Source organism: Formivibrio sp. oc-25 (assembly GCF_055810895.1).
Map to the genome: position 1 here is coordinate 1 of NZ_JBVVOL010000029.1, position 26864 is coordinate 26864.

The window sequence follows — 26864 nt, forward strand, 5'->3', positions numbered from 1 at the left end:
GGCTCCATCGCCCGCTCACATGTCTCCACCGCTCGCATCCTCAAACAGGCAGCAGGGAAAAGACCTTGAAAGGCATGGGCCTCAGAACCTGTTCACGATCTGTAGCGAGAAGCCGTCAGCGGGGTAAAGAGCAGCGCAAAAACCGGAATGTACAGGGAGTACATGAGGATTTTGAGCAGCACATGAGCCCTGATCACGGCTTCGCAGCAAGATCGTGAACAAGTTCTCAGGCAATGGATGCACCAAAAAGTATCCCGGCCCCGTAGGTGATGGCTGCGGCAACACCGCCGAACAGGATCTGGCGAGCGGCCGAAAAGGCAAAGCCGCGCCCATTGAACAGGGCTGTGACCATGCCGATTCCGCCCAGCGCCAGCAGGCTGAGCCCGCAGCTCAAACCGACTGCAGCGTTACCTTGCAGCCAGATGAAGGGCAGCACCGGTACGATGGCACCAATCGCAAATAACAGCAGCGAAACGCCCGCCGCGCGCCACGGGCTGCCGCCGAGCTCTTCCGGGTCGATTCCCAATTCTTCACGTGCCAGGGTATCCAGTGCCGTTTGCTGGTTCTGCATGACTTGCGCAGCAATGCGCTGGGCATCTTCGCGTGCCAGCCCCTTGGCCTGGTAAATCAGTGCCAGTTCTTTTTGTTCGGATTCCGGTGTTTGTGCCAGCTCTTCGGCTTCCTTGTCGAGCTGGCTGCGTGCCAGTTCGCGTGCATTGGCTACTGATAGCCATTCGCCCAGCGCCATGGAAAAGGCCCCGGCGACCAGCCCGGCAGCACCGGTCAGCAGAACCGTTGCGGGCGCTGCACCGGCTCCGGCCACGCCCATCACCAGACAGAAATTGGATACCAGACCATCATTCACGCCCAGCACTGCTGCGCGCAATTCGTTGCCGGAAGCGCCGCGATGCCAGTGTTCCGCTCGGACGATATCTGCGCCTCCTGCCACTGCATTCTGATTCACAGCAGCCTGAATCACGGCGGCGTGCCCGCGCTCTTCGGCCGACAGGGCAAGCGCATCAGGCTGACTGGCGTACTTGTCACGATCTGCAGATTCACTGATGGCGATCGCCGGCAGTACAAAAGCCGGGCCAAAGCGATCGGCGAGCCAGATCAAAAGGCGTGTCTTGAGGCTGGGCTGCTCAATCAGATCGATCACGCCCTCATGGCGTAGCTTATCGCGCCACAGGTCTGCGTGTTCGGCTTCTGATTCGGACAGTTGCTGAAAAAGATCCTTGCGGTTGGGATTCTTTTCCCGCCTGGCCAGGCTGGCATACAGCGCGGCGCCGTCGATTTCGTCCTGCAGGTTTTCACGGTAGCGTTTGATTTCTTTCATGACCCCTCTGCCTGCGAACCCGAGAAAGTGAGTACCGATACAACCATCCATTTCCCAAACATGATGGCGAATCGGTCTGATGGCAATACTTCAAGAAAAACGCCACCGACAGGCGGTGGCGTCAGGGGAGTGCAACGGCGTATCAGCGGGCCAGGTCCAGCATCAGGCCATTGAGGCGCTTCACAAAGGCGGCCGGATCTTCCAGTTGCGCGCCTTCGGCCAGCGTGGCCTGGTCGAACAGGATTTCGGTCCAGTCGGCAAAACGTTCCTTACCCATTTCGCCCTTGATCTTCTGCGTGAGCGGGTGGGCCGGGTTGATCTCGAGAATCGGCTTGGCGGCCTTCACATCCTGCCCGGCGGACTTCAGCAATCGCTCCAGATTGGCGCTCATGTCGCTGTTGTCGACCACCAGGCAGGCCGGGCTTTCCGAGAGGCGATGCGTCACACGCACTTCCTTGACCTTTTCACCCAGGGTTTCCTGGATTTTCTCGATCACATCCTTGAGTTCTGCGGCGGCTTCTGCCTGCTGTTTTTTCTCGGCTTCGTCTTCGAACTTGGAGAGGTCAAGCTCGCCCTTGGCCACCGATTGCAGCTTCTTGCCGTCGAACTCGGTCAGGCTGCCAACTACCCATTCATCCACACGGTCGGAGAGCAACAGCACTTCGATGCCTTTCTTGCGCAGGGCTTCCAGGTGCGGGCTGTTCTTGGCGGCGGCGAACGATTCGGCCGTGATGTAATAGATGGCTTCCTGGCCTTCCTTCATGCGGCCGATGTAATCAGCGAGGCTGACGATCTGCTCCGGGGTATCCGCGTGCGTGGAAGCAAAGCGCAGCAGGCCGGCGATACGCTCCTTGTTGGCGAAGTCTTCGCCCACGCCTTCCTTGAGCACCTTGCCGAACTCGGCCCAGAAGGCTGCGTATTTTTCCTTGTCTGATGTATCGTCCGAGTTGGCGAGGCTTTCCAGGAGTCCCAATACCTTCTTCACGCAACCGGCCTTGATCTGCTCGATATCCTTGCTGTGCTGCAGGATTTCACGGCTGACGTTCAGCGGCAGATCGTTGCTGTCGATCACACCACGTACGAAGCGCAGGTATTGCGGCAGCAGTTTTTCGGCATCTTCCATGATGAATACGCGGCGCACGTAGAGCTTGATGCCGTGGCGACGCTCGCGGTCATATAGGTCGAACGGGGCGCGTTTGGGGATATACAACAGCTCGGTGTATTCCTGGCGGCCTTCAACACGGGCGTGGCTCCAGGTTAGCGGGTCTTCGAAATCATGCGCCACATGCTTGTAGAACTCGGTGTATTCCTCTTCGCTGATCTCGCTCTTGCTGCGTGCCCACAGCGCGGAGGCCTTGTTCACCGTTTCGATTTCGTCCGAGATTTCGACATTGCCATCCTTATCGTAGCCCGGTGCCTTCTGCATCTGGATCGGCAGCGTGATGTGATCGGAATACTTGCGGATGATGCTGCGCAGGCGCCAGTCGGAAAGAATCTCGTCTTCACCTTCCTTCAGGTGCAGCACGATCTCGGTACCGCGATCGGCCTTTTCGACTTCCTCGATGGTGAATTCGCCATCGCCGGCCGATTCCCAGCGCACGCCCTGATTGGATACCAGGCCGGCGCGACGCGTGGTCAGCGTCACCTTGTCTGCGACGATAAAGGCGGAATAGAAGCCCACGCCGAACTGGCCGATCAGGTTGGCGTCTTTCTTGGCATCGCCCGAGAGCTGGCTAAAGAATTCCTTGGTGCCGGAACGGGCAATGGTGCCGATGTTCTTGATTACTTCCTCGCGGCTCATGCCGATGCCGTTGTCGCGGATCGTGAGCGTGCGGGCATCCTTGTCGAAGGCGACGTGGATCCTTAGTTCGCCATCGCCCTCGAGCAGGGCTTCGTTATGCAGTGCTTCGAAGCGCAGTTTGTCGCAGGCATCCGATGCGTTGGATACCAGCTCGCGCAGGAAAATTTCCTTGTTGGAATACAGCGAGTGAATCATCAACTGCAGCAGTTGTTTGACTTCAGTCTGAAAACCGAGGGTTTCCTTGGTCATGGGCAGATCTCCAGCTAAACGATACAAGGGTTTGACCTTGCCCAAGGTGGGGGCTATCCATCGGCTTTCAAGCCGCATGGCACCCATCAAAAAAGGTGGCAAATATTGCCACCTTTTTTATGGGAACACCGTTACGCTTACATCTTGAAAGAGCGGAACTTGCTTTGCAGCCCCTCTGCCAGCCTGTCGAGTTCCTGCAGGGTGTTGGTAGCATTCTGCAACTCGTTTTCAGAACGCTGCATGCGGCTGGTGATGTGTTCCGCGCTCTGGGCCATTGATGTGGTCGCCGTCTGCTCTTCACGGGTAGACAGCGCAATTTCCTCCATCTTGTTGCGGACCAGATCCATATTATTCTGGATGCTGTTGATCTTGGTGGCTGCCGCTTCTGAATAGCTGACACCGACTTGTGCCGATTCAAGCGTATGGTGCATATCCTTGACGGCAGTGCCGGTCTGGTTACAGATACCTTCTGTCATTTTCGTGATTTGCAACGTGGCCGATGCGGTGCGCTCTGCCAGTTTGCGGACTTCATCCGCCACCACAGCAAAGCCACGCCCCTGTTCTCCGGCACGGGCGGCTTCGATTGCCGCATTCAGGGCCAGCAGATTGGTTTGATCGGCAATTTCCTTGATGACCTGGGTAATGCCACTGATTTCCTGGGAGTGCTTGTTCAATTGCTCCAGCAATATCGATAGACTTTCCACTTCCCTGGCGGATTGGCCGGCTTTTTCTGCCACCTCGGTCACGGTCTGTGCCGATTCGGTGGAAATATGGCTGGTATCCCTGACCAGCGTGTCCGCTTCGCCGGCATTGCTGGCGATGTGGGCAATGCTGACGGTGATTTCTTCGATGGTTGCCGCGTTGCTTGAACTTTGATCAGCCAGATCCCTGAAGTCATCCGCCAGCTTGCCCAGTACGTGATTGACACTGTGCACACCTTCCGTCAGCTGGGCGGCCTCTTGCTGGATATCAGAGAACAGCGTGCGCAGTTGTTCCAGGAAACGGTTGAAGTATCGTGCTGTTTCAGCAATTTCATCATCGCCATCGATTTCAATCCGGCGGGTCAGATCCCCGCCACCTTGGGCGATTTCCTGCATGATGCTGCTGATGCGCCGCACCCCGGAAGTGATGCCGTTGGCCATGGCATAGGCAAGCAGGATGGCTGCAACAGTAAAGGCAAGCCCCACCATCGCAAGCATGTACATGGTTTCACGCGCACTGGAAACGATCTCGCTGCGGTCGATCACGCTGACCAGCTTCCATCCGCCCCGGCTGGCGGCCAGTACCTTGCCTTCTTTTTCAACGCCGTCAATCGAGTAACGGAAAACGTCCGCATTGTTTTGGACTGCAGAGGTCAGCTCTGGAATGTTGAGACTTTCGATCTTTTTGGTAATCAGTTCTTTGCGGGAAGGGTGAGTGAGTACCGTACCATCGGATTCCACCAGCAATACGTATCCGGTTTCGCCGATCTTGATGTTGTTCATGATCTCGGTCAGGCGCTTGAGCGAGATATCGATGCCGCTGACAAACTGCACTTCACCGTTGCTGTTGGTGAATGCCTTGACCACGGCCGTGACGTTTTCGCCATTGGTCGATTGGTAGGCTTTGGCTACGCTGGCTTCCCCCTTCTTTTGCAGCGCATCGTTGTACCAGGGGCGTTTGCGCGGATCGTAGCTGGCCTTGACCTTGCCCTGATCATTGGTAATGAAGCCGCCGAACCTGGTGCCCATGTAGAGTTCGATGTAATCCGGGTGCGTTTCACCAATCAGGCGGAAATGGTTGAAAAGCTCGGTTTCTACCGGACTGCGGCTCAGGTTTTTCAGATCGGTATCGTCAGTACGTGCCGAATAGTCGTTGATGGATTCGTCGATCTGCTGAGTGGCGCCATGCCTGCTCATCAATTCCAGGTTGAGCATCGCGCTATCGAGCAGCACGGTGATGACATTATCGACTTGCCGCATTTCGCCGCCTGCGCGGGCCAGGAAATCTTCTTCGGCTTTGCGCGTCAGCGAATAGTTGAGCAGGATGATGATGCTGATGATGGGAATCACGACCAGCGCGGTCGATGTGATGAATAGCTTTTTCCTGATGCTGCCCCGCAATAAGAAATTCATGCTCACGATTGTCCCCTATGTTTTTGGTGCTGTTATTGTAGAAATGTGGCAGATCCAGATCGGATTCGCTGGAAAAATCAGTGCCGGATTTGGTTTAGTCGCATGCTGCGGTGCATGATATAGTGAAATTCTGTGTTACAACCAGAGGTGCAGCATGATGCGTCGGGTGGTGTTCAACCAGAAGGGTGGTGTCGGCAAATCGACGATCACGGTGAATCTGGCGGCGGTGGCGGCCAGACAGGGCAAAAAAGTGCTGGTGGTCGATCTCGACCCGCAAGGCAATTCCAGTCACTACCTGCTGGGCGAGCAGCTCAGCGATATCAGTCCGACACTGGCGGATTTTTTTGATCAGGTGCTGAATTTCAGCCTGTATGCCAAACCGACGCAGGCTTTTATCCACCCCACGCCATTCGCCCAGCTTTACATCATGCCGTCGCATCCGGCTATTGCCGAGCAGCAGACCAAGCTCGAATCGCGCTACAAGATCTACAAGCTCAAGGAAAGCCTTGAGGAGCTCGCCGACGAGTTCGACGAGATCTATATCGATACCCCGCCGGCGCTCAATTTCTTCACCCTGTCCGCATTGATTGCCGCTACCGGCTGCCTGATCCCGTTCGATTGCGATACCTTCTCGCGCGATGCCCTGCTGGGCCTCTTGGCACGGGTCGAAGAGATCAAGCTCGACCATAACCGCGATCTGGCCGTGGAAGGCATTGTGGTCAACCAGTTCCAGCCGCGCGCAAGCCTGCCGCAGCGATTGGTCGCCGAGCTTGAAGCCCAAGGCTTGCCGGTGCTGCAAAATAGGCTTTCCAGCTCGGTGAAGGTGCGCGAATCGCACGAACGGGCCACACCGCTGGTAAACCTGGATAACCGGCACAAGATCGCGCAGGAGTTCTCTGCGCTGTATGCCGAGCTGGGTCGGGCAGGGACCTGAACATGAATGATTTCGGAGAAGACCAGATATTGCCGGCACATGTGCTGGTGGTGGACGATGAGCCTTTCAATCTGGAAATCCTGTCCGAGCACCTGACTGATGCCGGCTATATCGTTTCCACGGCGGCAGATGGCGTTGCCGGTTGGGAAATTCTGCAGCAGCAGGGGGCGAAGTTCGATGCCATCCTGCTCGATCGCATGATGCCGCGCATGGATGGCATGCAGTTGCTGGGCAAGATCCGCCAGCATCCCGCCTGCCGGCATGTTCCGGTGATCATGCAAACTGCGGTGGGCGCTGCCGAGAGTGTGCGCGAAGGCTTGGCTGCTGGCGCGTATTACTACCTGGTCAAGCCTTTCCAGCGCGATACTTTGCTGGGCATCGTGGCGGCTGCGGTAGGGTTCCACCGTGAGCGCGTTGGACTGGAGCAGCAACTGGCGGAGCAAGCCACAAGCTTTCGCTTGCTGGTCAATGGTGACTTCCGCTTCCGCACCCTGGGCGAAGCCAGGCAGCTGACCCTGCTTTTGTCTCAGGCGTGCCCCAATCCCCAGCGCGTGGCGGTTGGACTTTCCGAGTTGCTGATCAATGCGGTCGAACATGGCAATCTTGGCATCGGTTACGCTGAAAAAAGCCGGCTGTTGCAACAAGGAGCCTGGCAAACGGAAATCGAACGTCGCCTGCAGGAGCCGACCCTGGCTGATCGCTGGGTACGCGTGGCTTTTCGCACCGACGATGAACTGGTGACGATTGCGGTGAAAGACGAAGGCAGCGGGTTTGATTGGCGCCCCTATCTGGATTTTTCGACAGAGCGTGCCTTTGATCCGCATGGGCGCGGCATTTCACTGGCGCGAAAACTGTCGTTCGATGCGCTGGAATATTTTGGCAATGGCAGTACGGTGCTGGCGCGCGTGAAGCGCTAGCCATCGTTTGAACATGAAAAAAAGCCGCTCTGCATGAGCGGCTTTGTACTTTGGGCAGTAGCTGAAATTACAGCTTGAATTCCTTGTTCAGCTTCTTCGGTACCAGTACTTTTTTCAGGCGCACATAATCCGGCAGGCCATTTTTGAACGGCGGAAAGTCTTCGCCGGCAATCAGCGGGCTCAGATACTTGCGGCAAGCCTCGGTGATGTGGAAACCGTCTGCCGTGATGAACTCGCGCGGCATGAACTTTTCCACGTTGGCAACATTGGCCAGCGGCGCTTCGATGATGTCCCAGGTGTATGGGGCATCGGAGAGGCGGCGGACTGCTGGCATCACAGAATTCTTGCCGGCAAGCGCGAATTCCACCGCAGCCTTGCCCAGTGCATAGGCCTGATCCACATCGGTTTTCGATGCGATATGGCGCGCAGCACGCTGCAGGTAATCGGCCACGGCCCAGTGATACTTGTAGCCGAGCTTGTCCTTGATCAGTTGCGCGATTGCCGGCGCAACACCGCCCAGTTGCGCGTGGCCAAACGCATCCTTCAGTCCTGATTCGGCAAAGAATTTGCCATCCTTGCCCTTGATGCCTTCCGATACACCGATCACGCAGTGATCATATTTCTCGATTGTTTCCTTGACCTTGGCCAGGAATTTTTCTTCATCGAATTCAATTTCCGGGAACAGCAGGATATGCGGACCCTCGCCCTCGGCTTCGGATGCGAGACCGCAGGCTGCGGTAATCCAGCCGGCATGACGGCCCATCACTTCCAGAATGAAAACCTTGGTCGAGGTGCGTGACATCGAAGCCACATCGTAACCCGCTTCGCGGATCGAGGTCGCCACGTACTTGCCGACCGAGCCGAAACCAGGGCAGCAATCGGTGATGGGCAGGTCATTATCCACGGTCTTGGGAACATGGACGGCCTGGATCGGGTAGCCAAGCGCTTCGGAAATCTGCGAAACCTTCAGGCAGGTATCGGCCGAATCGCCGCCGCCGTTGTAGAAAAAATAGCCGATATCGTGAGCCTTGAAGACTTCGATCAGGCGCTCGTACTGCTCGCGGTTGGCTTCCAGTGACTTGAGCTTGTAGCGGCAGGAGCCAAAAGCACCTGATGGGGTATGGCGCAGGCGGGCAATGTCTTCTGCGGATTCGAGGCTGGTATCGATGAGTTCTTCCAGCAGTGCGCCGATGATGCCGTTGCGGCCGGCAAAAACCTTGCCGATCTTGTCCGGATGCTGGCGCGCGGTTTCCAGAACACCGCAGGCGCTGGCATTGATTACGGCTGTGACGCCGCCGGATTGGGCATAGAAGGCATTTTTGATCGTCATGAATGTTCTCTCGTAAGCGAACGGGTGAGTTGTTTCAGCATTCTAGCAAATCGGCGCCAGCTTCATTGACGTGAAATCTGCTGAAGATTTGGCATAAACTCAAATTCTTTCTTTTTAATTTCTTTTATCTTTCAGTTTTAATAATTTTTTGATTAAGCTGAGCGGATGCTGCTCACTTACCTGATCAATATTGCGTGTTTTGTACTCGGGGTCTGCCTGCTGCAATGTCTGCCGGCTTTGCCTTCTTTGGGCTGGTCGCTGGCTTTGCTGGTGCTGGCCATCATCGGCTGCATATATATGCCCGGCAAGCGTGCTGCCATCCTGCCATGCATGCTGGTGATTGCCGGCTTCACTTATGCGGAGATGCGTGCGCAATGGCGCATGGCAGATCGGCTGGAGGCCGAGCTGGAAGGTCGCAGCATCGAGGTCGAGGGCTATGTGGCGAGCCTGCCGCAAGCTACCCGCTATGGTTGCCGCTTCCTGTTCGTACCGGGTCGTGCGTTGAAAACGGGCATGGCCTTGCCCGGCAAAATCCAGGTCAGCTGGTATGGCGATCCGGAGCGTGTGCGGGCGGGAGAGCGCTGGCATCTGCAAATCAAGGCCAAGCGCCCGCACGGGCCCATGAATCCTGGCAGCTTTGATCTGGAAAGCTGGTTCCTGCAGCAGGCTATCGGTGCGACAGCCACCGTGCAGCGCGGACAAAAGCTGGAAGGCATGGCCGTAGCCGCTTGGCTGACGCGTCTGCGTGCCACCTTGCGCGAGCAGGTGAACACGGCTTTGCCGGATTCGCCTTATGCGGGAGTGATCGTGGCGTTGACGGTCGGTGATCAGAGCGGCATCAGCCCGGAACAATGGCAGCGTTTTGCCAAAACCGGCATCACGCACCTGGTCTCGATTTCTGGTTTGCATGTCACGATGCTGGCCGGTTTGGCCGCAGCAATCACCGGTTGGCTATGGCGCCGCATTCCCGGACTGGTTTCGCGTTTCAGCGCTCTGCGCGCGGCCTTGGTGGCTGGTGTGGTCACTGCGCTTGGCTACGCTGCGCTGGCTGGCATGGCTGTGCCTACGCAGCGCACCTTGTTCATGTTGATGACAGTGGCATGGTGCCTGTGGCGAGCCAGGCCCGCTGCGATCAGTGCGGTCTGGGCGTTTTGCCTGGCGGTGGTGGTATTGATCGACCCGTTTTCCGTGCTGTCAGTAGGGTTCTGGTTGTCGTTCCTGACTGTCGGCGTGCTGTTGTGGGTGGGCGGCAATCGTATGGCCGCTGGCCCTAAATGGCAATCCTGGGTTCTGGCCCAATATGCGGCCACGCTTGGTTCGATGCCCATTCTGCTGGCAGTGTTCGGGCAACTGCCATTGGTCTCGCCTCTGGCCAATGCCGTTGCGATTCCCGTGGTCGGTATGCTGGTTACGCCGCTGGCGCTGGCCGGGCTGCTCGATCCAAGCGGCTACCTGTTGCAGGCAAGCGCGCAAGTGCTGGCCTGGGTGGATGTTTTCCTGCAATGGTGCGCGGCGTGGACCTGGGCGCAAATCAGCTTTGTACCGCCGCCCATGTGGACAATCCTGCCTGCCGGGGTGGGCGTATTGCTGCTGCTGGCCCCGCGAGGTTTGCCGGGTCGTTGGCTGGGGCCGCTGCTGTTGTTGCCATTGTTTGTGCTCAGACCGGCAGCCTTGCCACTCGGAACTTACCGGGCCACGGTGCTGGATGTGGGGCAGGGCCTGTCGGTGCTGGTTGAAACGCGAAATTCTTCCTTGCTGTTTGATACTGGCGTTGCCTCGAATGCCGAGCGCGTGATTCAGCCAGCCCTGCGCGCGGCAGGACGGTTTTATCTCGATAGGCTGGTGCTGTCCCATAACGATACGGACCATATGGGCGGGGCAGAGATCTTATTGACGGGATTGCCCATTCGCCACATTCAGCATGGTTTGCCGGGAGATCTGCCCTGGCTGGTGCCATTTGCCAGGCGGCAATCGTGTCTGGCAGGCCAGACCTGGCACGTGGATGGTGTCGATTTTCGCTTGCTCTGGCCGCCTGAAGGCTTTGCCAGCAAGCAGGATAACGCCAACAGTTGCGTATTGCTGATCGATAACGGCAAGCATCGCATGCTGATTCCCGCCGATCTGGGCGGCGTGGAGGAACTACGCTTGATTGCCAGCGGTTTGCCGACAGCGGAAATTCTGGTGGCCGGACACCACGGCGGAAAGGGATCTTCCTCGCAAGCGCTGATCGATGCGCTCAAACCGCAGTTTGCGGTTTTTTCCGTGGGTTACCGCAATCACTTTGGCCACCCGCGTCAGGATACCTTGGCGCGGTTTACTGCCGCCGGCGCACGCAATCTGCGCACCGATCAAAGTGGCGCGCTGATATTCGATGTCGGCGAAACGATTGCGCTGACGCAATGGCGCTTACGGCGCAAACGGTACTGGCACCTGACTTTGCATCAGGAGGAGTGAAGGAGCCACCATGCCCTTGCGGCCGGCAATGGGCTGCAAGGGCTGTGTGTATCTGTCAGCGCATGGCAGCGATGGCTTGTACCAACGCTTTTTGCTGGGCGGAAGCCGCAAATTTGTCGTAAACCGGGCGCATCGCATCCTGGAACGATTTCTTGTCGACATTGGCGATAAAGCTGGTCCCGGCGGCAATGGCATTTTTGCGGGCGATTTCTTCGCGTTCCTGCCAGAAACGACGCAAGGCCGGCAGCGCGGCTTGTGCCGATTCCCTGATGATTGCCTGGTCTTCCGCGCTGAGCGTGCTCCAGCGTTTTTGCGAGAACAGCAGCAGTTCCGGCACTGCCGCATGTTCGGTCTGGCAGTAATACTTGAATGCCTCATGATGCTTGTAGCTATCGAACACAACCAGGCTGTTGTCGGCACAATCGATCAGGCCGGTACGGGCTGCGACCGTAACCTGATCCTGTGGCAGCGGAACGGGTACTGCACCCATCGCCTGCACGATCGCAGTCCACAGATCGGATTGCACGATGCGCATCTTCACACTGCGCATGTCGCTGATGGAATGAATGGGTTTGTTGCTGTAGATCGAACGCAGGCCGCTTTCGAACACGGCCAGACCGATATAACCCGCCTGGGCGCAGGATGCCAGGATTTCCTGCCCCGGCGCGCCCAGCATGGCCGTGCGCAAATGATCGATCGATCTGAACAGATAGGGCAGGGAAGCAACGCCGGCCAGCGGACACTCCTTGCTGAGCAATGCGACATTGCCGCGGCTGATGTCCAGAATGCCGGATTTGACCTGCTCCAGCGTTTCCTTTTCCGCGCCAAATACCCCGCCGGAATAAACCTTGAGCGTGATGCGGCCGCCGGTGCGCTCGTTCAGGATGTCTGCCATGGCGCGCACAGTACGCACCGCAGGGTGATCGTCGGTGTTCGGGAATGCTGCACGCAGCACGATTTTTTCCGGCGCGGTGCTGATGCGGAATGCAGACAGGATCTGCACGACATCGTTGCCGGCTTCGATGATCTTGCTCATGCCCTTGGCCGACATGGTGGCCGATGAGGCATTCTGCTCGCTGATCTGGGCAATCTGCTCGATGTTGCGGGCAATGGCGGAGCTGGCGGTCTCCTGCTCGCGCATCGCATCGGAAATCTCTGCCACCACGTGCGCCGCTGTATCGGCCCCGGACTTGATCTTTTCGATCGATTCTCCGGCCTCGCGCGCATGGGTCACCTGGCCGCTGACACTGCTTTCGGTGTGCCCCATGCTGGCTTCGGCGGCATGGGCGCTATCCTGCATCCGGCTGACCAGACTGGTGATTTCCTGGGTGGCGTGGGTGGTCCGTTCCGCCAGCTTGCGCACTTCATCGGCCACCACGGCAAATCCGCGCCCCTGTTCGCCGGCACGGGCGGCTTCGATGGCCGCGTTGAGTGCCAGAAGGTTGGTCTGGTCCGCCACGTCTCGAATCATGCTGGCCATGGAGGATATGCTGTCGCAGTCCGTGCGCAGCGCCTTGATGCAGCTGGCGGCGTCGCGCACATTGTCGGCAATCTGCTGGATGCCATGCACGGTTTGCATGATCACGTTGGCACTGTTTTGTGCAATGGCATGAGATTCTTGCGTGAATTCGCTGGCCTGGTTGGCCTGTTGTGCAACCACGGAGATGCTCACTGTCATTTCTTCGACCGCTGCGGCCATGTTCACGGACGAATCGCTTTGTACCTGGGAGTTGCGGGCAATCCGGCGTGAAGACTGGCTGACTTCTTCGGTTGCTTCCTGCAGACGCTCGATGGCCTGATGGATATCGGCGAAATTCTTGCGCAATTTCTCCAGCAACTGGTTACAGGCTTCCTGGATGCGGCCAATCTCGTCGTCGGACTGCACCTCGATTTGCGTGGTGAAATCCAGGCTGTCACGGACGCTGGCCAGCGTGGTTTCCAGTTCCCGTAAAGGCTTCACAATCGTGCGCAGCAACTGCATGCCAGCCAGCCCCAGAACCAGCAAAGCGGCCAGCAGCAAACCCAGCATCACCATGCGGGCAAAGGACAAGGCTTGTGACAGTGCCTGATTGTCTGCCGCCGATACATTGGCAAGCAGCGTCTCGATAGTCGAGAAACCATAAATTGCCCCCGCAAACATGGCGCAACACGCCAGCGCTGCCAGGCAAACCATCAGCATGATTTTTCGAGAAATACGCATACCGTCTCCCCTCGTTTATGTGTTTTGGATATTTATCTCATGAAAGATCAGGCGGGTCGAATCCGGTGTTTGGGCCGCTGCACAACCCTGGATGGAAGGGCAAAATACCGGCCTGATTGCCAGGCAGAGCAAGCGCGGACAAGTGCTATCAAACCATGCACGCATATTTATTCGATCAACCGGCTTGATCCGGTCGAAATACAAGGATAGAATCCCGCTCCTGTTTCGCCGGCTTAGCTCAGTAGGTAGAGCAACTGACTTGTAATCAGTAGGTCGCCAGTTCGATTCCGGCAGCCGGCACCAAGAACATCAAGGGGTTAGCAGAAATGCTAGCCCCTTTGTTTTTTGCGCCGTAGCGAAAACGTAGCAGCATTTACTACGCTCCCCCCTGACAACCTTCGATCCGTGCGGCAGCTGCGGACAAGTGCTCCGTAGCAAATTTAGCGTAGCGATCCACCATGGAACGCGATTTCCAGCCACCCAAGTCCTTGAGTTCGTCGCACGATGTTCCGGCCTGACGATGCCAAGATGCCCAAGTGTGGCGGAGATCATGGAAGCGGAAATCAGTAATTCCCGCTCGCTCCAAAGCTGTCAGCCAAGCGGAATTGCTCAACTGCCAGCGGATCGGTTCACCGTTGTAGGTGAAACAATAGCGAGGATGTTTTCCCCGCTGCTGTTCCAACACGGACACCGCACTACGATTCAGCGGAACACCTCGCGGCGTGCCATTTTTGGTTTGATTCAGCCAAGCGGTTTGCCTGTCCAAATCAACGCGCCCCCATTCCAGTCCGGTGATTTCCTTGGCACGACACCCCGTTGCCAGGGCGAAGCGAACCACGGCGGCCAGATGAGGCGGACAGGCGGCAATCAGGCGAGTAGCTTCCTCCTGAGTGAGCCAACGATCCCGCTCTACCTCGCCGGGCAAGAGTCGAATCTTCGGGAAGGTATCCACCCACTGCCATTCATCGCGTGCCATGCGCAGCAGGCAACGAATCGTGGCTAAGGTGCGATTCACCGAAGCGGGTTTTAACCCCTTATTCAACTCACTCTGAGTCACTTTCCAGATCGTGTCGCCAGTAATCTGGTCGAGCATCAGGTGTCCCATGTAATCATCCAATGTCCGGCAGGTTCGGCGGATATCCTCGATGCTGCGCAAAGGTGAGATAACCCTCGATAGCATGTGTTAGCGCATCCATGCCGGTCCCAGTGCGGTACCGATGGCTGAAGCAGTGCCCAGTAGCCCCATAGCGCTGCCAGCTCTCTCCTTGGGTACGATCTCGGCAACATAGGCCATGCTCAGCGCCATCATCAGTGCTGCGCCAAGTCCTTGGATGGCGCGGGCCGGGCCTCATCAGCCGTCCTGACCATATCAAGTTGGCCGTCGAAGGCTCGCTCAAGCGCCTGCGCACAGACCGCATCGATCTTCTCTACCAGCACCGTGTCGATCCTCTGGTGCCAATCGAAGACGTTGCCGGCGCTATCAAAGATTTGATGGCCCAAGGCAAGGTACTGCACTGGGGTTTGTCCGAAATGGGGCTGAAGACCTTGCGCCGCGCGCATGCCGAACTGCCCGTCACGGCCGTGCAGAGCGAATATTCGATGCTCTGGCGTGGCCCGGAGCAAGAAGTCCTGCCCGTGTGCCAGGAGCTGGGTATCGGTTTTGTTCCTTGGAGTCCGCTCGGGGTGGGCTTTCTCACCGGCGCCATCGACGAAAGAACAAACTTTGCCGACGGCGATTTCCGCAAGACGGAAACCCGCTTTTCGTCCGAGAACCGGGCAAATAACCTGGCACTGGTAAAGCTCATAAAGACCTGGGCCGAACGCAAGAATACGACGCCTGCCCGCATTGCGCTCGCCTGGCTGCTGGCGCAGAAGCCGTGGATCGTGCCGATTCCCGGCACCACCCAGATGGCGCACATGCTCGACAACATCGGTGCGGCAGAAGTCACCTTCAGCGCCGACGAGCAGGCCTCACTGAATTCGGCATTGGCGGGGATCACGATCCAGGGCGAACGCCTGCCACCGGTAGTGCAAGCCTACAGCGGCGTCGAGGCGCCCCTGAAGTAACGCGGTGCAGCGGACGATCTTGCCTCGAAATACAGTCGAGATCGTCCACGCATAGGCCGGGCAGCCTGCCTTGCCTCGAATTTCTGTGCATTACGGCACGAGCATTTTTAAGGAATTGTATTGGTGAAGAGTTTTATGAAAAAGCAGTGCATGGCTGCCGGTTTGGCGACGGGCTTATTGCTGGCAACGGCGATGGTCCATGCTGAATCTAAGCCAGCATCGGCAACAGGCGGCGCTGCTAATGCACAGCCGTCCCGCGCCCAGCAGTTGATGGGTGACATTGCACCCAAGATGGCCGAACTCACCGACAACGTCTTGTATGCCGACATCTGGGAGCGACCACAACTGTCGAAGCGGGATCGCAGCCTGATTACCGTCAGTGCGCTGGTTGCATTGAATCGTCCGGACCAGCTCAGATCGCACTTGGCACTTGCCAAGCAAAATGGCGTGACCGAGTCAGAACTGGTCGAGGCCATTACGCACATGGCGTTTTACTCGGGCTGGCCCAATGCAGTCACCGCAGTCGGTGTGGCCAAGGATGTTTTCAAGAAGAAATGAACGTTTGCACGCATGCCCGAGGGCGTCAACCAACCCCTCGATTACCCGAGTAGCGCAACGCATCCACCAATAGGGAAAATGCCTGCGATTGGTGTTTTCTGCTCGGGTAATACAGGTGATAGCCAGGAAAGGTGGGGCACCAGTCTTCCAGTACCCGAACCAGGCGGCCTGCTTCAACATGCGCGGTGATCTGATCTTCCGGCATATAAGCCAGCCCCAGTCCGGACAAGGCAGAACTCACACGCAATCCGATATTGTTGACGATGAGCTGGCCTTCGACCCGGACATTCATCTCGCGCCCATTCTTGCTGAACTCCCACGAAAATACGCCACCATAGGTCGGCAGCCGCATGCCAATGCAGTTATGCGCGGGGAGATCTTCCGGCGTGATGGGCTGCGTATGCACAGCGAAATAGTCCGGGGAGCCGACCACCGCCATGCGCATATCGGGGCTGATGCGCACAGCGATCATGTCCTTGGCCACCTGCTCGCCCAGCCGGATGCCAGCATCGTAACGTTCGGCTGAAATGTCGGTGAGGCCATTGTCTACCGTCACCTCGACGTGGATGTCTGGGTATTTGGGTAAAAAACGCGCCAGAGCTGGCTGCAAGGCGGCGAGCGCGGCATGTTCGCCTGCGGTGATACGAATTTTCCCCGCAGGTTTATCACGCAATTCACGCAATGCTGCCAGCTCAATCTCGATCTCATCAAACCGGGGTTTGATGGTGCGCAGCAAGCGTTCACCAGCTTCTGTCGGCGATACACTGCGCGTGGTGCGTGTCAGAAGCAGTAATCCAAGCCGTTCTTCCAGAGCCCGCATGCTTTGGCTCAGGGCAGATTGTGAAACCCCAAGCTGGGCCGCCGCACGGGTAAAGCTCCGCTCCTTGGCAATCACGGCAAAGGCGGCAAGATCATTGAAATTCTCATGTGGCATGGATTTATTAGGCATTCTTATTACCCCATCCTGATTTAACCAACTTATCACTAAGAAATGCTGGTAGTAAATTTGGTTCCAGAAAGAATCGTTTAACCTCGAATACAAGACAAAGGCACATGACCATGGGCAAATTCAGGACGGCGATTACGACACTGTCGGTATTCATGGCAACTGTTCTGGTCGAGACCAAAAAAAGTGATGCACAGACTTTGGACGACCCAGATCGAGGTATCGTGCAGGCCGAGCAGGGTGAACATTTACGGACCAGCAGCCCCATCCTGCATCTGTTAAACCACCCGGCATTTGCTGGTTATGCGCGTTTGCTCTTGCCCTGGGATGATCGTCATTACGACGAGAACATGCCGCTTAGCCAGATCGGCACGCTGCTGCCGTATCACAGCCATGTCAATCCGGAAATTGCCGTGCAGGCGCTGAATCGCATGGTGGATGATGTGCGCAGCGGTAGTACCGTGTTTTACGATTTTTACACCGAAGCTCAAAAACAGGCACAACCGGTAAAGCGCAATACCGGGCTGTTCTTTTTCCGGGGTAAACCGGGTGCGCCCTTTGCGGTCATCGCGCCGGGTGGCGGTTTTTCATATGTTGGCTCGCTGCATGAAGGGTTTCCGTATGCGATGGAGATCAACAAAGCGGGCTACAACGCGTTTGTCCTGAAATACCGGGTCGGCCAGGGTGGCAGTGTGGCAACGCAAGATATGGCTGCCGCGATCTCGTATCTTTTCAAGAACGCACAAACACTTGGCATCAGCGCCCAAGGCTATTCGCTGTGGGGAAGCTCGGCCGGTGCAAGAATGGCCGCCAGTATCGGCTCCCATGGGGTCGCCGCCTTTGGCGGGAAGCCACTCCCCAAGCCGGCGACTGTCGTGATGGCTTATACGGGTCACTCGGATTATTCATCGGGTGAACCGCCTACATTCGTGGCCGTCGGCGAGCAGGATGGCATCGCCCCACCGGCCGTAATGGAACAGCGTGTCACGGCCTTGCGCCAGGCCGGCACCGAAGTCGAATTCCATCGCTATCCGGGTGTGGGTCATGGTTTCGGACTTGGCACCGGAACTCGTGCCGAAGGCTGGGTACATGCTGCTACCCGGTTCTGGAGCCGGCATATCCCTTGATTGCCGCTGGACCTCGGAGTAATTCCGGCTTGGAGTGAATCGAATTCAAGCCGGCTGGCAAATGCGTACCCTCATCAATCGCGCCACCAAACGCGCCCAGACCGTGGTTCAGTAAATTGAATACGTTCACCCATGACCGGCATTGACAGCGAAATTCCCTGCTCGGTTGCCTGCCGGGTGATCTGAATCATCGGATCGTCCCAGGTATGCATGGCAAGGTCAAAAGTGCCGTTGTGGATCGGAAACAGCCACTTGCCGCCAAGATCCTGTAATGCCTGTACGGCCTGTTCTGGCAGCATGTGCACGTATTCCCAGCGTTTGTCATACGCACCCGTTTCCAGAAAGGCCATGTCGAAGGGGCCAAACATCTGCCCGATCTTCTTGAATCCATCGAAGTAGCCGCTATCGCCGCTGAAGAAAAGGTTGAACCCCTTGCCGGTGATGACCCAGGATGCCCACAACGTACGGTTGGCATTACCCGGACCACGGCCGGAGAAATGCTGGGCAGGCGTGGCGACAACGCGAATGCCATCGATGCTGGTTCGATCCCACCAGTCCAACTCTTGCACCTTGCTGGCTGGCACACCCCAGGAAATCAGTGTGGCGCCCACGCCGAGCGGCGCAATGAAGTGCTTCACCCGCCCATTCAGCGCCATGATGGTTGCATGATCCAGATGGTCATAATGATTGTGCGAGATGATCACGGCCTCGATCGGCGGCAGATTTTCCAATGCAATCGGCGGTGCATGAAAGCGCTTGGGGCCAAACCACTGCACCGGCGCGGTCCGCTGGCTGAACACCGGATCGGTGAGCCAGAATTTATCGTGCAGCTTGAAGAGCAGACTAGAATGCCCAAGGCGCCAGACGCTGTTATCCGGCGCAGCCAGCAACCCGGCCTGCGTCAGCGTTTGCACCGGGATTACGCGGTCTGGCGTGGTGCCGGCCGGTTTATCAAACAGGAAATCCCACCATAAGGCCATGCCTTCCAGAAAACCGCGCTCAGGCCGTGGGACAACATTGTGAAAGCGGCCATCCCGAAATTGGGGGGAGTAGTCATAGGCCGGGGGCTGGAAACGCATTGTCAAGGCAAAAACACTCATGATCACAACTCCGGCCACAAGGGCCATGAATTTCCATTTCCCGGACCTGCGCCAGACAGGTCCATCGAGTACCAGTACGATTTCTTGTTGCAAGGGTCAGCCTCCTTTTGTTGTTGCATCATGTGTTGAGACGCGCGAAGCGGGTGATTTGGCCAAGCACAGCGCGTAATGCGCCACGCTGGCATACAGTCCGATGATGGCCAGGTACTGAACAAAAAATCCGGCCACAGATACATCGAAATTCCAGCTTTCGAACGAGTAGTACGCAATCATGCGTGCGTACAGGGAACGCTCCAGCGAGGCGTACACACCGAATCCTGAAATGAAAACGGCAAGAATGGGCAGCACGCCTCGGCGCAGCGCTGAGGGGGCGCTCAACCTGAGCAAGCGATTGGTCTCAACCATCACGAGCTTCCAGTGCAGCCCCAAATGGATAGCTATCAGCACCAGAAACCAGTTCGCCGATGCTGTATGCAGTTCACGCGGCAACCATGCCAGTTCGATACCGGTGACACGGAACAGCAGATCTGAATTGACCATGCCGCTGACCATCATCAACACGGCGGACACCAGCAACAGCCCGTTGAGCGCGAGCGATACCATCCGCGTGCCCCGATAGCGCCCCTTGCGCAGGTTGCTGAACCATGCCCAGTTCCAGCCGCCGTGAAGCAAAAAGAGGCTCAGCAGCAACAGTCCCAGCAATTCATGAACCGTACTGCCGGTGAGTTCATAGGCAAAGCCGAGCATGACCAAGGCAAGCATCGCGCCATCGAGCAGGAGTTTTCTGAGCAGGCTGCGGATCATGACCGGAACTCGCACGGCACAGTCAGCAAATCCGATTGCGTCACGCGGCGCTACCCGATGCCAAGCCAAGCCCGCGTAGCCACTGGGTAATTTCCTGACGCACCGATTCCCTCGCCACGCGATCCACACCACCGCCGCGCAGGGCCAGCCCTTCGAGGATACGGGCATTGCCGCAATGTGCACGGAGATCGTCAAGGCTGCTGCCAAAGCGGCTCCCTTCGTGCGTACAGAACGGAATCACCGTCTTGCCCGCGAGTGGGTACTGCTCGAGAAAACTGAAACAGGCCATTGGCAGCGTACCCCACCAGTTCGGGAAACCGATGAACACCGTGTCATAAGCCGCCATGTTCTGAACTGTCGCAGTCAGCTGAGGGCGGAAGTTTTCCTGCAACTCCCGCTTGGCCTGATTGGTGGTCGCACGGTACTCCTTGGGGTAGGAATGAGTGGTGATGAGTTCAAACAAATCGCCGCCAGTGCGCTGCTGGATTTGCTGTGCCACCTCGCGCGTTGTTCCTGTGCGTGAGTAATAGGCAATCAATACCTTGCCCGATTTGCTTTCTGCAGCATGAGCCACGGACGGTTTGCCAAGCACCGTGCCAGCGATCCCCACAGCCAAGCCCATCGTGGCATGGCGAAGGAACGCACGACGAGTTGCTGCCTGATCGACACCCCCGGCAAGATCGTTTTTCTGTTTCATCAGTCTTTCCTCATTTATCCTGGCACCACGGCGGCTATAGCCACACCACTTGGTGATGTGTCCGTTCATGGCCTTAGATTTCGTCGGCTTAACGGTCTATGCGTTGCTGCAAATGCGGCGGATAACGGTCGCCTTTGACCTTGATGCCAGCTAGCGCAGCCTCGATTTCATTCAGATTATCGGCAGTCAATTCCACGGTGGCAGCGCCGATGTTTTCTTCGAGCCGATGCAATTTCGTGGTACCAGGAATCGGTGCAATCCAGGGTTTGCGTGCCAGCAGCCAGGCAAGGATAATCTGCGCCCGGGTCACGCCCTTGCTGCTGGCCAGATCGCCCAGCACCTCGACCAGACCCCGGTTGGCCTTGCGCGCGTCTTCGCCAAAGCGCGGCACGATATTGCGGAAGTCCGTGCTGTCGAATTGGGTATTTTCATCGATGGCGCCGGTGAGGAACCCCTTGCCCAGCGGGCTGAAAGGCACAAAGCCGATGCCCAGTTCTTCCAGTAGCGGCAGGATTTTCTGCTCCGGTTCGCGCCACCACAGCGAATATTCACTCTGCAGCGCGGTCACCGGCTGCACCGCGTGGGCACGACGAATGGATTCCACGCCAGCTTCCGACAATCCGAAGTGACGCACCTTGCCCGCACCGATCAGGTCTTTTACCGCACCGGCCACGTCTTCCATCGGCACGTTCGGATCGACGCGATGCTGGTAAAACAGGTCGATGACATCCGTCTTCAGCCGGCGCAGTGAAGCTTCGGCCACGGCACGGATGTTCTCGGGGCGACTATCCACGCCATCCGCCACCTTGCCACCCGCAAAGCCGAACTTGGTGGCGATCACCACCTTGTCACGAAAAGGGGCCAGCGCTTCGCCCAGCAGTTCCTCGTTGGTGAAGGGGCCGTAGGCTTCGGCGCTGTCGAAAAAGGTCACGCCAAGTTCATAGGCGCGGCGAATCAATTCAATCGCTGCCGTTTTATCCGTAGCCGGGCCATAGCCAAAGCTCAGACCCATGCAGCCAAGACCAATTGCCGAGACTTCAAGTCCACCCATTCCCAATTTGCGTTTTTGCATGCTCTATTCCTTGCCAAGAAAGTGTTGAGGAAGCTCAGCGCAAGTACTGCACGTCGCTGACCTTTTCCATCCAGTCGGCGCTCTTGCCCTCCAGCGCTTCCTGGATCGCGATATGGGACATGGCCGTGTCGGGTGCGGCGCCATGCCAATGCTTGACCCCGGCCGGGATGGTGACGACATCGCCCGGGCGGATTTCCTGAATAGCACCGCCCCAGTGCTGGATACGGCCGAAGCCGGCGGTAACCACCAGTGTCTGGCCCAGCGGATGCGCATGCCAGTCGGTGCGCGCGCCGGGCAGGAAAGTCACCAATGCGCCCGATACACGAGCGGGTTCTGGTGCAGTGAACAGCATCTCGACATTGACCGTGCCGGTGAACCATTCCGCAGGGCCGGCAAAGGTTTTATGGGTACCGGCGTGTGCGACAGTAACGACTGAAGATTCGGTATTAGTTGTTTTCGTCATGAATATGCCTCTGCGGGTGATGGAATCAGGTGTTGCGCAACGCTTCGCCCAGCCACCGCACCATGACCGGATCGCGGTGATCGAAGAAAGCACTCTTGCCGGTATCCAGTGCCGCAATTGCAGTCATCTCGTCAGCATCCAGCTCGAAATCGAAGATGTGGAAGTTCTCGGCAATACGCTCAGGGCGAACAGATTTCGGGATGGCGACCACGCCGCGTTGCAACAGCCAGCGCAACACGATCTGGGCGATCGATCGGCTCTGCCTGGACGCGATTTCACTCAGTACCGGGTTGCTGAACAGATTGTTACGGCCTTCGGCAAACGGCGCCCACGATTCGATCTGCACGCCGTTCTCGCGCAGGAACGTGGCAGTCTCGGTTTGCTGGCAGAAAGGATGCGTTTCGATCTGGTTCACCGCTGGCACGATGCGGTTGTGCACGATCAGGTCCATCAGGCGGTCCGGATGGAAATTGCTCACACCGATCGCCCGGATGCGACCGGCATCGTAAAGTTCCTCCATCGCCCGCCAGGCACCGTGCACATCGCTGTACGGCTGGTGAATCAGATAGAGATCGAGATAATCGAGCTGTAATCTGGCCAGTGAGCGCTCAAAAGCGCGTTGGGTCTTTTCATAGTCGGCATCGGAAAGCCACAGCTTGGTGGTGATGAAGAGTTCCTCACGGGGAATGCCACTCTTTGCGATGGCACGACCAACCGCTTCTTCGTTGCCATAGGCCGCTGCGGTGTCGATCAGCCGGTAGCCCACGCGCAGCGCCTCGGCCACGCTGGCTTCACACTCAGTCGCATCGGTCATCTGATAGACGCCAAAACCCAGCATTGGCATTGATACGCCGTTGTTAAGAACCACTGTTTGCATTGCAAAATCTCCTGTCAAATTTCTCAAAATCAGCGGTGAATACGGGCCTCGCATCAGGCGCTTGCTTGCTGCGTTGCCGCCAATCGCTTCTGTGCCTGTGCTGGCACGATCAGGGCCAGTGTCACGATCAAAGCCAGCGCCAGCAGGACGGCGCTGGTATCCATCACCATGGCGATACGCTGCGCCAGTATTTCTGGTCCGGTGTGCGTGGTGGGAGTCACTGCGGAAAACACTACGACCAGAATGCCCAGCCCAAGCGATCCCCCGAGCTGATGTGCGACATTGACCAGGCCCGAGGCTGCGCCCGCATCTGCAGGGGCTACCCCGGCCACGGCGGAAACGGTCAGTGGTGCCAGTACACAGCCCTGGCCCAGCCCGATCAGGATCATGGGCAGCGCAATTCCGGTGAGATACGTTGTGTGTGCCGAGGCTTGTCCCAGCCAGGCTAGGCCGATGACACTGACGGTTAAACCGCCAATCAACAGTGCCCCCAGCCCGAAACGGCGTGTCAGACGCGGCACCAGCATGGCCGAGACAAAATTCGGAATGGTGGTGGGCAGAAAGGCCAACCCGGCTTGCAGCGGGCTGAAACCCAGCACACCTTGCAGAAATTGGGTGCTGAAGAACCAGAAACCGACCATGCCACCGAGAAACAGCATGCGTGCGGTATAAGCACCGCTGCGCTCGCGGCTGGCGAACAGTCGCAGCGGCAGCACCGGCTGGCGGGCACGCGCTTCGATCAGTACAAAGACAGCGAGCAAGACTGCACCGACCGATAAGGCCATCAGCGTGAAGCTGTCGCCCCAGCCTTGCTCGGCCGCACGCACCAGGCCATAAACCAGTGATGTCATGCCGAACGTGGAGCTGGCAGCTCCTGCCAGATCAAAGCGGCCGACATGGCGCGGTGTTTCCCGGATATAACGCTGGGCACCGAGGATCAGCAGCAGGCCGATCGGCAGGTTGATAAAGAAACCTGCGCGCCAGGAAACAAGATCGGCGAACAGGCCTCCCAGCACCAAACCGAGCGTGGCGCCAATACCAGCGGCTGCGGCGTACAGCGATAGTGCCTTGGTACGTGCCGGCCCTTCGGCGAAATGCGTGGAAAGCAGGGCCAGCGTTGACGGTGCAAGAATGGCCGAACCCATGCCTTGAACAGCACGTGCCACCAACAGCCATGCCGCCGACTGCGCCAGCCCGATTGCCAGCGAGGCCAGCGTGAAGATGCCCAAGCCAATAACGAACATGCGACGGCGACCGAGAATATCGCCGGCGCGGGCACCCAGCAGCAATAGTCCGCCGAAAGCCAGCGTGTAGGCGTTCTGCACCCAGGACAGTCCGGCCGGCGAGAAACCCAGCCCTGCCTGGATTTTGGGCAAGCCGGTAATGACAATCGAAATGTCGACCACGATCATCAGGTAACTCGCCATGATGATGGCGAGTACCGGACCGGCTGCCGATGGCTTGTGTTGCGAATCGGAAGACACTTCGGACTTCCTCAGCGCGCGTTGGTCAGGATGGTGGTCACGACATCGCGGGTGTAGATCTCGGCGATGCCGAACCACTTGGCATTGCCCAGCACGTTTTCGATGGTGGCAGGCAGGTCGGCTTCAGTAATGCCGAGCTGCGACAGGCGCGTGGGCGTACCGATCTTGTCGAACCACTTCTCCAGCGCGGCGATGCCTTGTTCGGCCGTGGTCACGCCGAATACATGCTTGGCAAAACGCTGGAACTGCGCCGGATTACGGCTGCGGTACCACTTCATCCAGGCCGGCATGATGACCGACAGCCCCGCACCGTGCGGCACATTGAACAAGGCCGAAAGCGAATGCTCGATCATGTGGTTGGGGTAGCTAAAGCCCGCCGTGCCGGCGTAGATCAGGCCGTTGAGCGCCTGGGTGGAGGCCCAGGCAAACTCGGCGCGCGCGGCGTAGTTGGTCGGATCGGTCAGCAGCGTTTCCGTGGTCTCAATCACGGTGGTGATAATGGCTTCGACCATGCGCGAATGGAATGCTGGCTGCACGGAAGCAGTGAAGTAGCCCTCGATGGCGTGTGCGATGATGTCGGCGGCCGAATACACCAGATAGTCGCGCGAAACGGTCTGCATCAAGGCAGGGTTGACGATCGAGACTTTGGGAAAGGTATGCACCGAGCCGATGGCGAATTTTTCCTTGGTGTCTTCATTGGTCACCACCGCGCCGCTGTTCATTTCGCTGCCGGTGGCGGCGAGCGTCAGGATGTCGAACACTGGCAATGCGCTGGTGATGGCGGCCTTGCCAATGAACAGATCCCATACGTCACCGTCATGCAGCGTACCGGCGGCAATGGCCTTGGCACTGTCGAGCACCGAGCCACCGCCCACTGCGAGGATGGCGCCAACCTGGTGACCACGCGCCAGCGCAATCGCTTCGCGTACCTTGGAAATAACCGGGTTGCTGACAATGCCGCCGCATTCGACGAACTCGATGCCTTGCGCTGCCAGGCTCTTGTTCACTGTGGCAAACAGGCCATCGCGCTTGATGCGGTCGCTGCCATAGCAAAGCAGCACCTTCTGGATGCCGTGTTCGGCCAGGATCTGGCCAATCAGTTGTTCCTTGCCCGTGCCGAATTCAATTTTGGTGGGGTTGAAAAAAGTGAAGTTATCCATGTGCGTTTCCTTGAGGTGCTGACGTGCAGAGCATGTCGATGGCCGCAACTTTAACCGCCAGGAAAACACCAAACTAGCTATGAATAAGTTGAATGATTTACAACTAAAATATGTAAATTACTCCGGAGGCATACCATGTCGATCAATGAACTCCGTTCCATCACCACCTTTGTGCGTACTGTCGAGCTGGGTAGCCTGAGCAAAGCCGCTGAGGCACAACAGATCTCGCCACAGGCGGCAAGCAAAGCGCTCGGGCAACTGGAACAGTACCTGGGGGTGCGTCTGTTTCACCGCACCACGCGCAGCATGTCACTGACCGAGGAAGGCAAGCGATTTCTGGAAGCGGCCCAACCCTCTTTGATTGGCTTGCAACAAGCGCTGCAAGGTGCGCGGCAGACCAGGGAGGACATCGCCGGACCGCTGCGCATCGTCGGCCCGCGAACGGTATTGCTGCCGGTTATTGGGCCGGTGCTGGATGAGTATTGCCGGCTCTATCCGGAGGTACAGCCCGATGTACAGCTAGACGATCGCATCGGTAACTGGGTGGAGGATCGGGTTGATGTCGGATTCCGCCTCGGTCACGCCCCCCAAGAGGGCCTGATTGCACGACGCCTATTCCCGCTGCAACTCATTATCTGCGCCGCGCCCAGCTATCTGCGCAAATACGGTGTACCTAAGAGCCTGGTTGAATTGAGCGCGCATCGCTGCAGTGCCTTTCGCCCCTCCAGTCATGGCCGCATCGTTCCCTGGCGGGTGAAGGTTGGCGACAGCCTGCAGGATCAGCACATCACCCCCGCTTTCTGTACCAACGACGAAGAGTTCGAATTGCGCGCAGTCTTGGCAGGTGAAGTCATCGGTCAGTTAGCTGCACCCACCGCCGCATCACACATTCGTTCTGGACGCCTGGTACCGCTGCTGCTCGAACACATGACGGATGCCCACAGCCTGTTCGTGTACTACGGCAGCCGTACCGCCCAACCCGCGCGGGTGCGCAGTTTTATCGACCTGGTCGTTGAACGACTGACTGACAACACGGAATTTGTGCTTGCTGAAGATGAGCTGTTAATTGCCCATACCCAGGGGATTGGAACTTTGACTTAACAGGGTGGTGAAAAAGGAACGACCCCAATCAAAACGGGGTCTGGCATAGGCTGAGATAATCCCGACAACCCAA

General features: G+C 57.7%; 24 protein-coding genes and 1 tRNA gene. 9 read left to right on the forward strand and 16 right to left on the reverse strand.

Annotated features, from left to right (window positions below):
- Positions 1 to 226 precede the first annotated feature (226 nt).
- The 3 genes from AC0KVQ_RS14050 to AC0KVQ_RS14060 form a co-directional block, all read right to left on the reverse strand.
- Positions 227 to 1336 carry a VIT1/CCC1 transporter family protein gene (locus tag AC0KVQ_RS14050; RefSeq protein WP_473421799.1) on the reverse strand — a complete coding sequence of 370 codons (1110 nt, stop codon included), beginning with the start codon at positions 1334 to 1336 and terminating at the stop codon, positions 227 to 229.
- Between the two features lie 142 nt (positions 1337 to 1478).
- Complete coding sequence (gene htpG, locus AC0KVQ_RS14055) at positions 1479 to 3386, reverse strand: molecular chaperone HtpG (RefSeq protein WP_473421800.1); 1908 nt, start codon at positions 3384 to 3386, stop codon at positions 1479 to 1481.
- 137 nt (positions 3387 to 3523) lie between these two features.
- A complete protein-coding gene (locus AC0KVQ_RS14060) occupies positions 3524 to 5437 on the reverse strand; it encodes a methyl-accepting chemotaxis protein (RefSeq protein WP_473421801.1) in 1914 nt (637 codons plus the stop codon).
- On the opposite strand from AC0KVQ_RS14060, the gene AC0KVQ_RS14065 reads away from it, so the two are divergent.
- The 3 genes from AC0KVQ_RS14065 to AC0KVQ_RS14075 are packed head-to-tail and all read left to right on the forward strand — an operon-like array spanning position 5424 to position 7351.
- Positions 5424 to 5618 (forward strand): hypothetical protein, encoded by a 195-nt coding sequence (locus tag AC0KVQ_RS14065; protein ID WP_473421802.1) that lies wholly within the window; start codon positions 5424 to 5426, stop codon positions 5616 to 5618. The genes AC0KVQ_RS14060 and AC0KVQ_RS14065 overlap by 14 nt on opposite strands.
- Before the next feature lie 36 nt (positions 5619 to 5654).
- A complete protein-coding gene (locus AC0KVQ_RS14070) occupies positions 5655 to 6434 on the forward strand; it encodes a ParA family protein (protein ID WP_473421803.1) in 780 nt (259 codons plus the stop codon).
- 2 nt (positions 6435 to 6436) lie between these two features.
- Entirely contained in the window at positions 6437 to 7351 is a 915-nt protein-coding gene (locus AC0KVQ_RS14075; protein WP_473421804.1) for a response regulator, read from the forward strand.
- Positions 7352 to 7418: 67 nt separating this feature from the next.
- On the opposite strand, the gene AC0KVQ_RS14080 is transcribed toward AC0KVQ_RS14075, so the two are convergent.
- Positions 7419 to 8681 (reverse strand): 6-phosphofructokinase, encoded by a 1263-nt coding sequence (locus AC0KVQ_RS14080; protein WP_473421805.1) that lies wholly within the window; start codon positions 8679 to 8681, stop codon positions 7419 to 7421.
- A gap of 165 nt (positions 8682 to 8846) precedes the next feature.
- Here AC0KVQ_RS14080 and AC0KVQ_RS14085 point away from each other — a divergent pair, with 165 nt between their 5' ends.
- On the forward strand, positions 8847 to 11135 hold the full coding sequence (locus AC0KVQ_RS14085; RefSeq protein WP_473421806.1) for a DNA internalization-related competence protein ComEC/Rec2: 2289 nt from the start codon (positions 8847 to 8849) through the stop codon (positions 11133 to 11135).
- Between the two features lie 55 nt (positions 11136 to 11190).
- Here AC0KVQ_RS14085 and dctP read toward each other — a convergent pair whose 3' ends face one another.
- Positions 11191 to 13335, reverse strand: a complete 2145-nt coding sequence (dctP, locus tag AC0KVQ_RS14090) for a TRAP transporter substrate-binding protein DctP (protein WP_473421807.1) — start codon at positions 13333 to 13335, stop codon at positions 11191 to 11193.
- 227 nt (positions 13336 to 13562) lie between these two features.
- Between dctP and AC0KVQ_RS14095 the strand changes: the two genes are divergently transcribed.
- Positions 13563 to 13638 (forward strand) — tRNA-Thr (locus tag AC0KVQ_RS14095).
- Positions 13639 to 13711: 73 nt separating this feature from the next.
- On the opposite strand, the gene AC0KVQ_RS14100 is transcribed toward AC0KVQ_RS14095, so the two are convergent.
- Both AC0KVQ_RS14100 and AC0KVQ_RS14105 read right to left on the reverse strand, forming a co-directional pair.
- Positions 13712 to 14428: a site-specific integrase gene (locus AC0KVQ_RS14100; protein WP_473421808.1), complete on the reverse strand. Its 717-nt coding sequence runs from the start codon at positions 14426 to 14428 to the stop codon at positions 13712 to 13714.
- A gap of 90 nt (positions 14429 to 14518) precedes the next feature.
- On the reverse strand, positions 14519 to 14644 hold the full coding sequence (locus AC0KVQ_RS14105; protein WP_473421809.1) for a hypothetical protein: 126 nt from the start codon (positions 14642 to 14644) through the stop codon (positions 14519 to 14521).
- 2 nt (positions 14645 to 14646) lie between these two features.
- Between AC0KVQ_RS14105 and AC0KVQ_RS14110 the strand changes: the two genes are divergently transcribed.
- Positions 14647 to 15402: an aldo/keto reductase gene (locus AC0KVQ_RS14110; protein WP_473421810.1), complete on the forward strand. Its 756-nt coding sequence runs from the start codon at positions 14647 to 14649 to the stop codon at positions 15400 to 15402.
- Between the two features lie 135 nt (positions 15403 to 15537).
- Complete coding sequence (locus tag AC0KVQ_RS14115) at positions 15538 to 15960, forward strand: carboxymuconolactone decarboxylase family protein (protein WP_473421811.1); 423 nt, start codon at positions 15538 to 15540, stop codon at positions 15958 to 15960.
- A 25-nt stretch (positions 15961 to 15985) separates the two neighbouring features.
- On the opposite strand, the gene AC0KVQ_RS14120 is transcribed toward AC0KVQ_RS14115, so the two are convergent.
- Positions 15986 to 16909: a LysR family transcriptional regulator gene (locus tag AC0KVQ_RS14120; protein ID WP_473421812.1), complete on the reverse strand. Its 924-nt coding sequence runs from the start codon at positions 16907 to 16909 to the stop codon at positions 15986 to 15988.
- 104 nt (positions 16910 to 17013) lie between these two features.
- Here AC0KVQ_RS14120 and AC0KVQ_RS14125 point away from each other — a divergent pair, with 104 nt between their 5' ends.
- Positions 17014 to 18033: an alpha/beta hydrolase gene (locus AC0KVQ_RS14125; protein WP_473421813.1), complete on the forward strand. Its 1020-nt coding sequence runs from the start codon at positions 17014 to 17016 to the stop codon at positions 18031 to 18033.
- Between the two features lie 74 nt (positions 18034 to 18107).
- On the opposite strand, the gene AC0KVQ_RS14130 is transcribed toward AC0KVQ_RS14125, so the two are convergent.
- The 8 genes from AC0KVQ_RS14130 to AC0KVQ_RS14165 form a co-directional block, all read right to left on the reverse strand.
- Positions 18108 to 19133 carry an MBL fold metallo-hydrolase gene (locus AC0KVQ_RS14130; protein WP_473421814.1) on the reverse strand — a complete coding sequence of 342 codons (1026 nt, stop codon included), beginning with the start codon at positions 19131 to 19133 and terminating at the stop codon, positions 18108 to 18110.
- Between the two features lie 96 nt (positions 19134 to 19229).
- Positions 19230 to 19937: a DUF4405 domain-containing protein gene (locus AC0KVQ_RS14135; protein ID WP_473421815.1), complete on the reverse strand. Its 708-nt coding sequence runs from the start codon at positions 19935 to 19937 to the stop codon at positions 19230 to 19232.
- 40 nt (positions 19938 to 19977) lie between these two features.
- Positions 19978 to 20634, reverse strand: coding sequence for a flavodoxin (locus AC0KVQ_RS14140; protein ID WP_473421816.1), 657 nt, complete (start codon positions 20632 to 20634; stop codon positions 19978 to 19980).
- Between the two features lie 88 nt (positions 20635 to 20722).
- Complete coding sequence (locus AC0KVQ_RS14145; RefSeq protein WP_473421817.1) at positions 20723 to 21706, reverse strand: aldo/keto reductase; 984 nt, start codon at positions 21704 to 21706, stop codon at positions 20723 to 20725.
- A 34-nt stretch (positions 21707 to 21740) separates the two neighbouring features.
- On the reverse strand, positions 21741 to 22169 hold the full coding sequence (locus tag AC0KVQ_RS14150) for a (R)-mandelonitrile lyase (protein WP_473421818.1): 429 nt from the start codon (positions 22167 to 22169) through the stop codon (positions 21741 to 21743).
- 25 nt (positions 22170 to 22194) lie between these two features.
- Positions 22195 to 23046, reverse strand: a complete 852-nt coding sequence (locus AC0KVQ_RS14155) for an aldo/keto reductase (RefSeq protein ID WP_473421819.1) — start codon at positions 23044 to 23046, stop codon at positions 22195 to 22197.
- A gap of 53 nt (positions 23047 to 23099) precedes the next feature.
- Entirely contained in the window at positions 23100 to 24530 is a 1431-nt protein-coding gene (locus AC0KVQ_RS14160) for an MFS transporter (protein WP_473421820.1), read from the reverse strand.
- A gap of 11 nt (positions 24531 to 24541) precedes the next feature.
- The gene (locus AC0KVQ_RS14165; protein WP_473421821.1) at positions 24542 to 25690 is read right to left on the reverse strand and encodes an iron-containing alcohol dehydrogenase; all 1149 of its coding nucleotides are present in this window, start codon (positions 25688 to 25690) and stop codon (positions 24542 to 24544) included.
- Positions 25691 to 25825: 135 nt separating this feature from the next.
- On the opposite strand from AC0KVQ_RS14165, the gene AC0KVQ_RS14170 reads away from it, so the two are divergent.
- Entirely contained in the window at positions 25826 to 26791 is a 966-nt protein-coding gene (locus AC0KVQ_RS14170) for a LysR family transcriptional regulator (protein ID WP_473421822.1), read from the forward strand.
- The last annotated feature ends 73 nt before the right edge of the window (positions 26792 to 26864 follow it).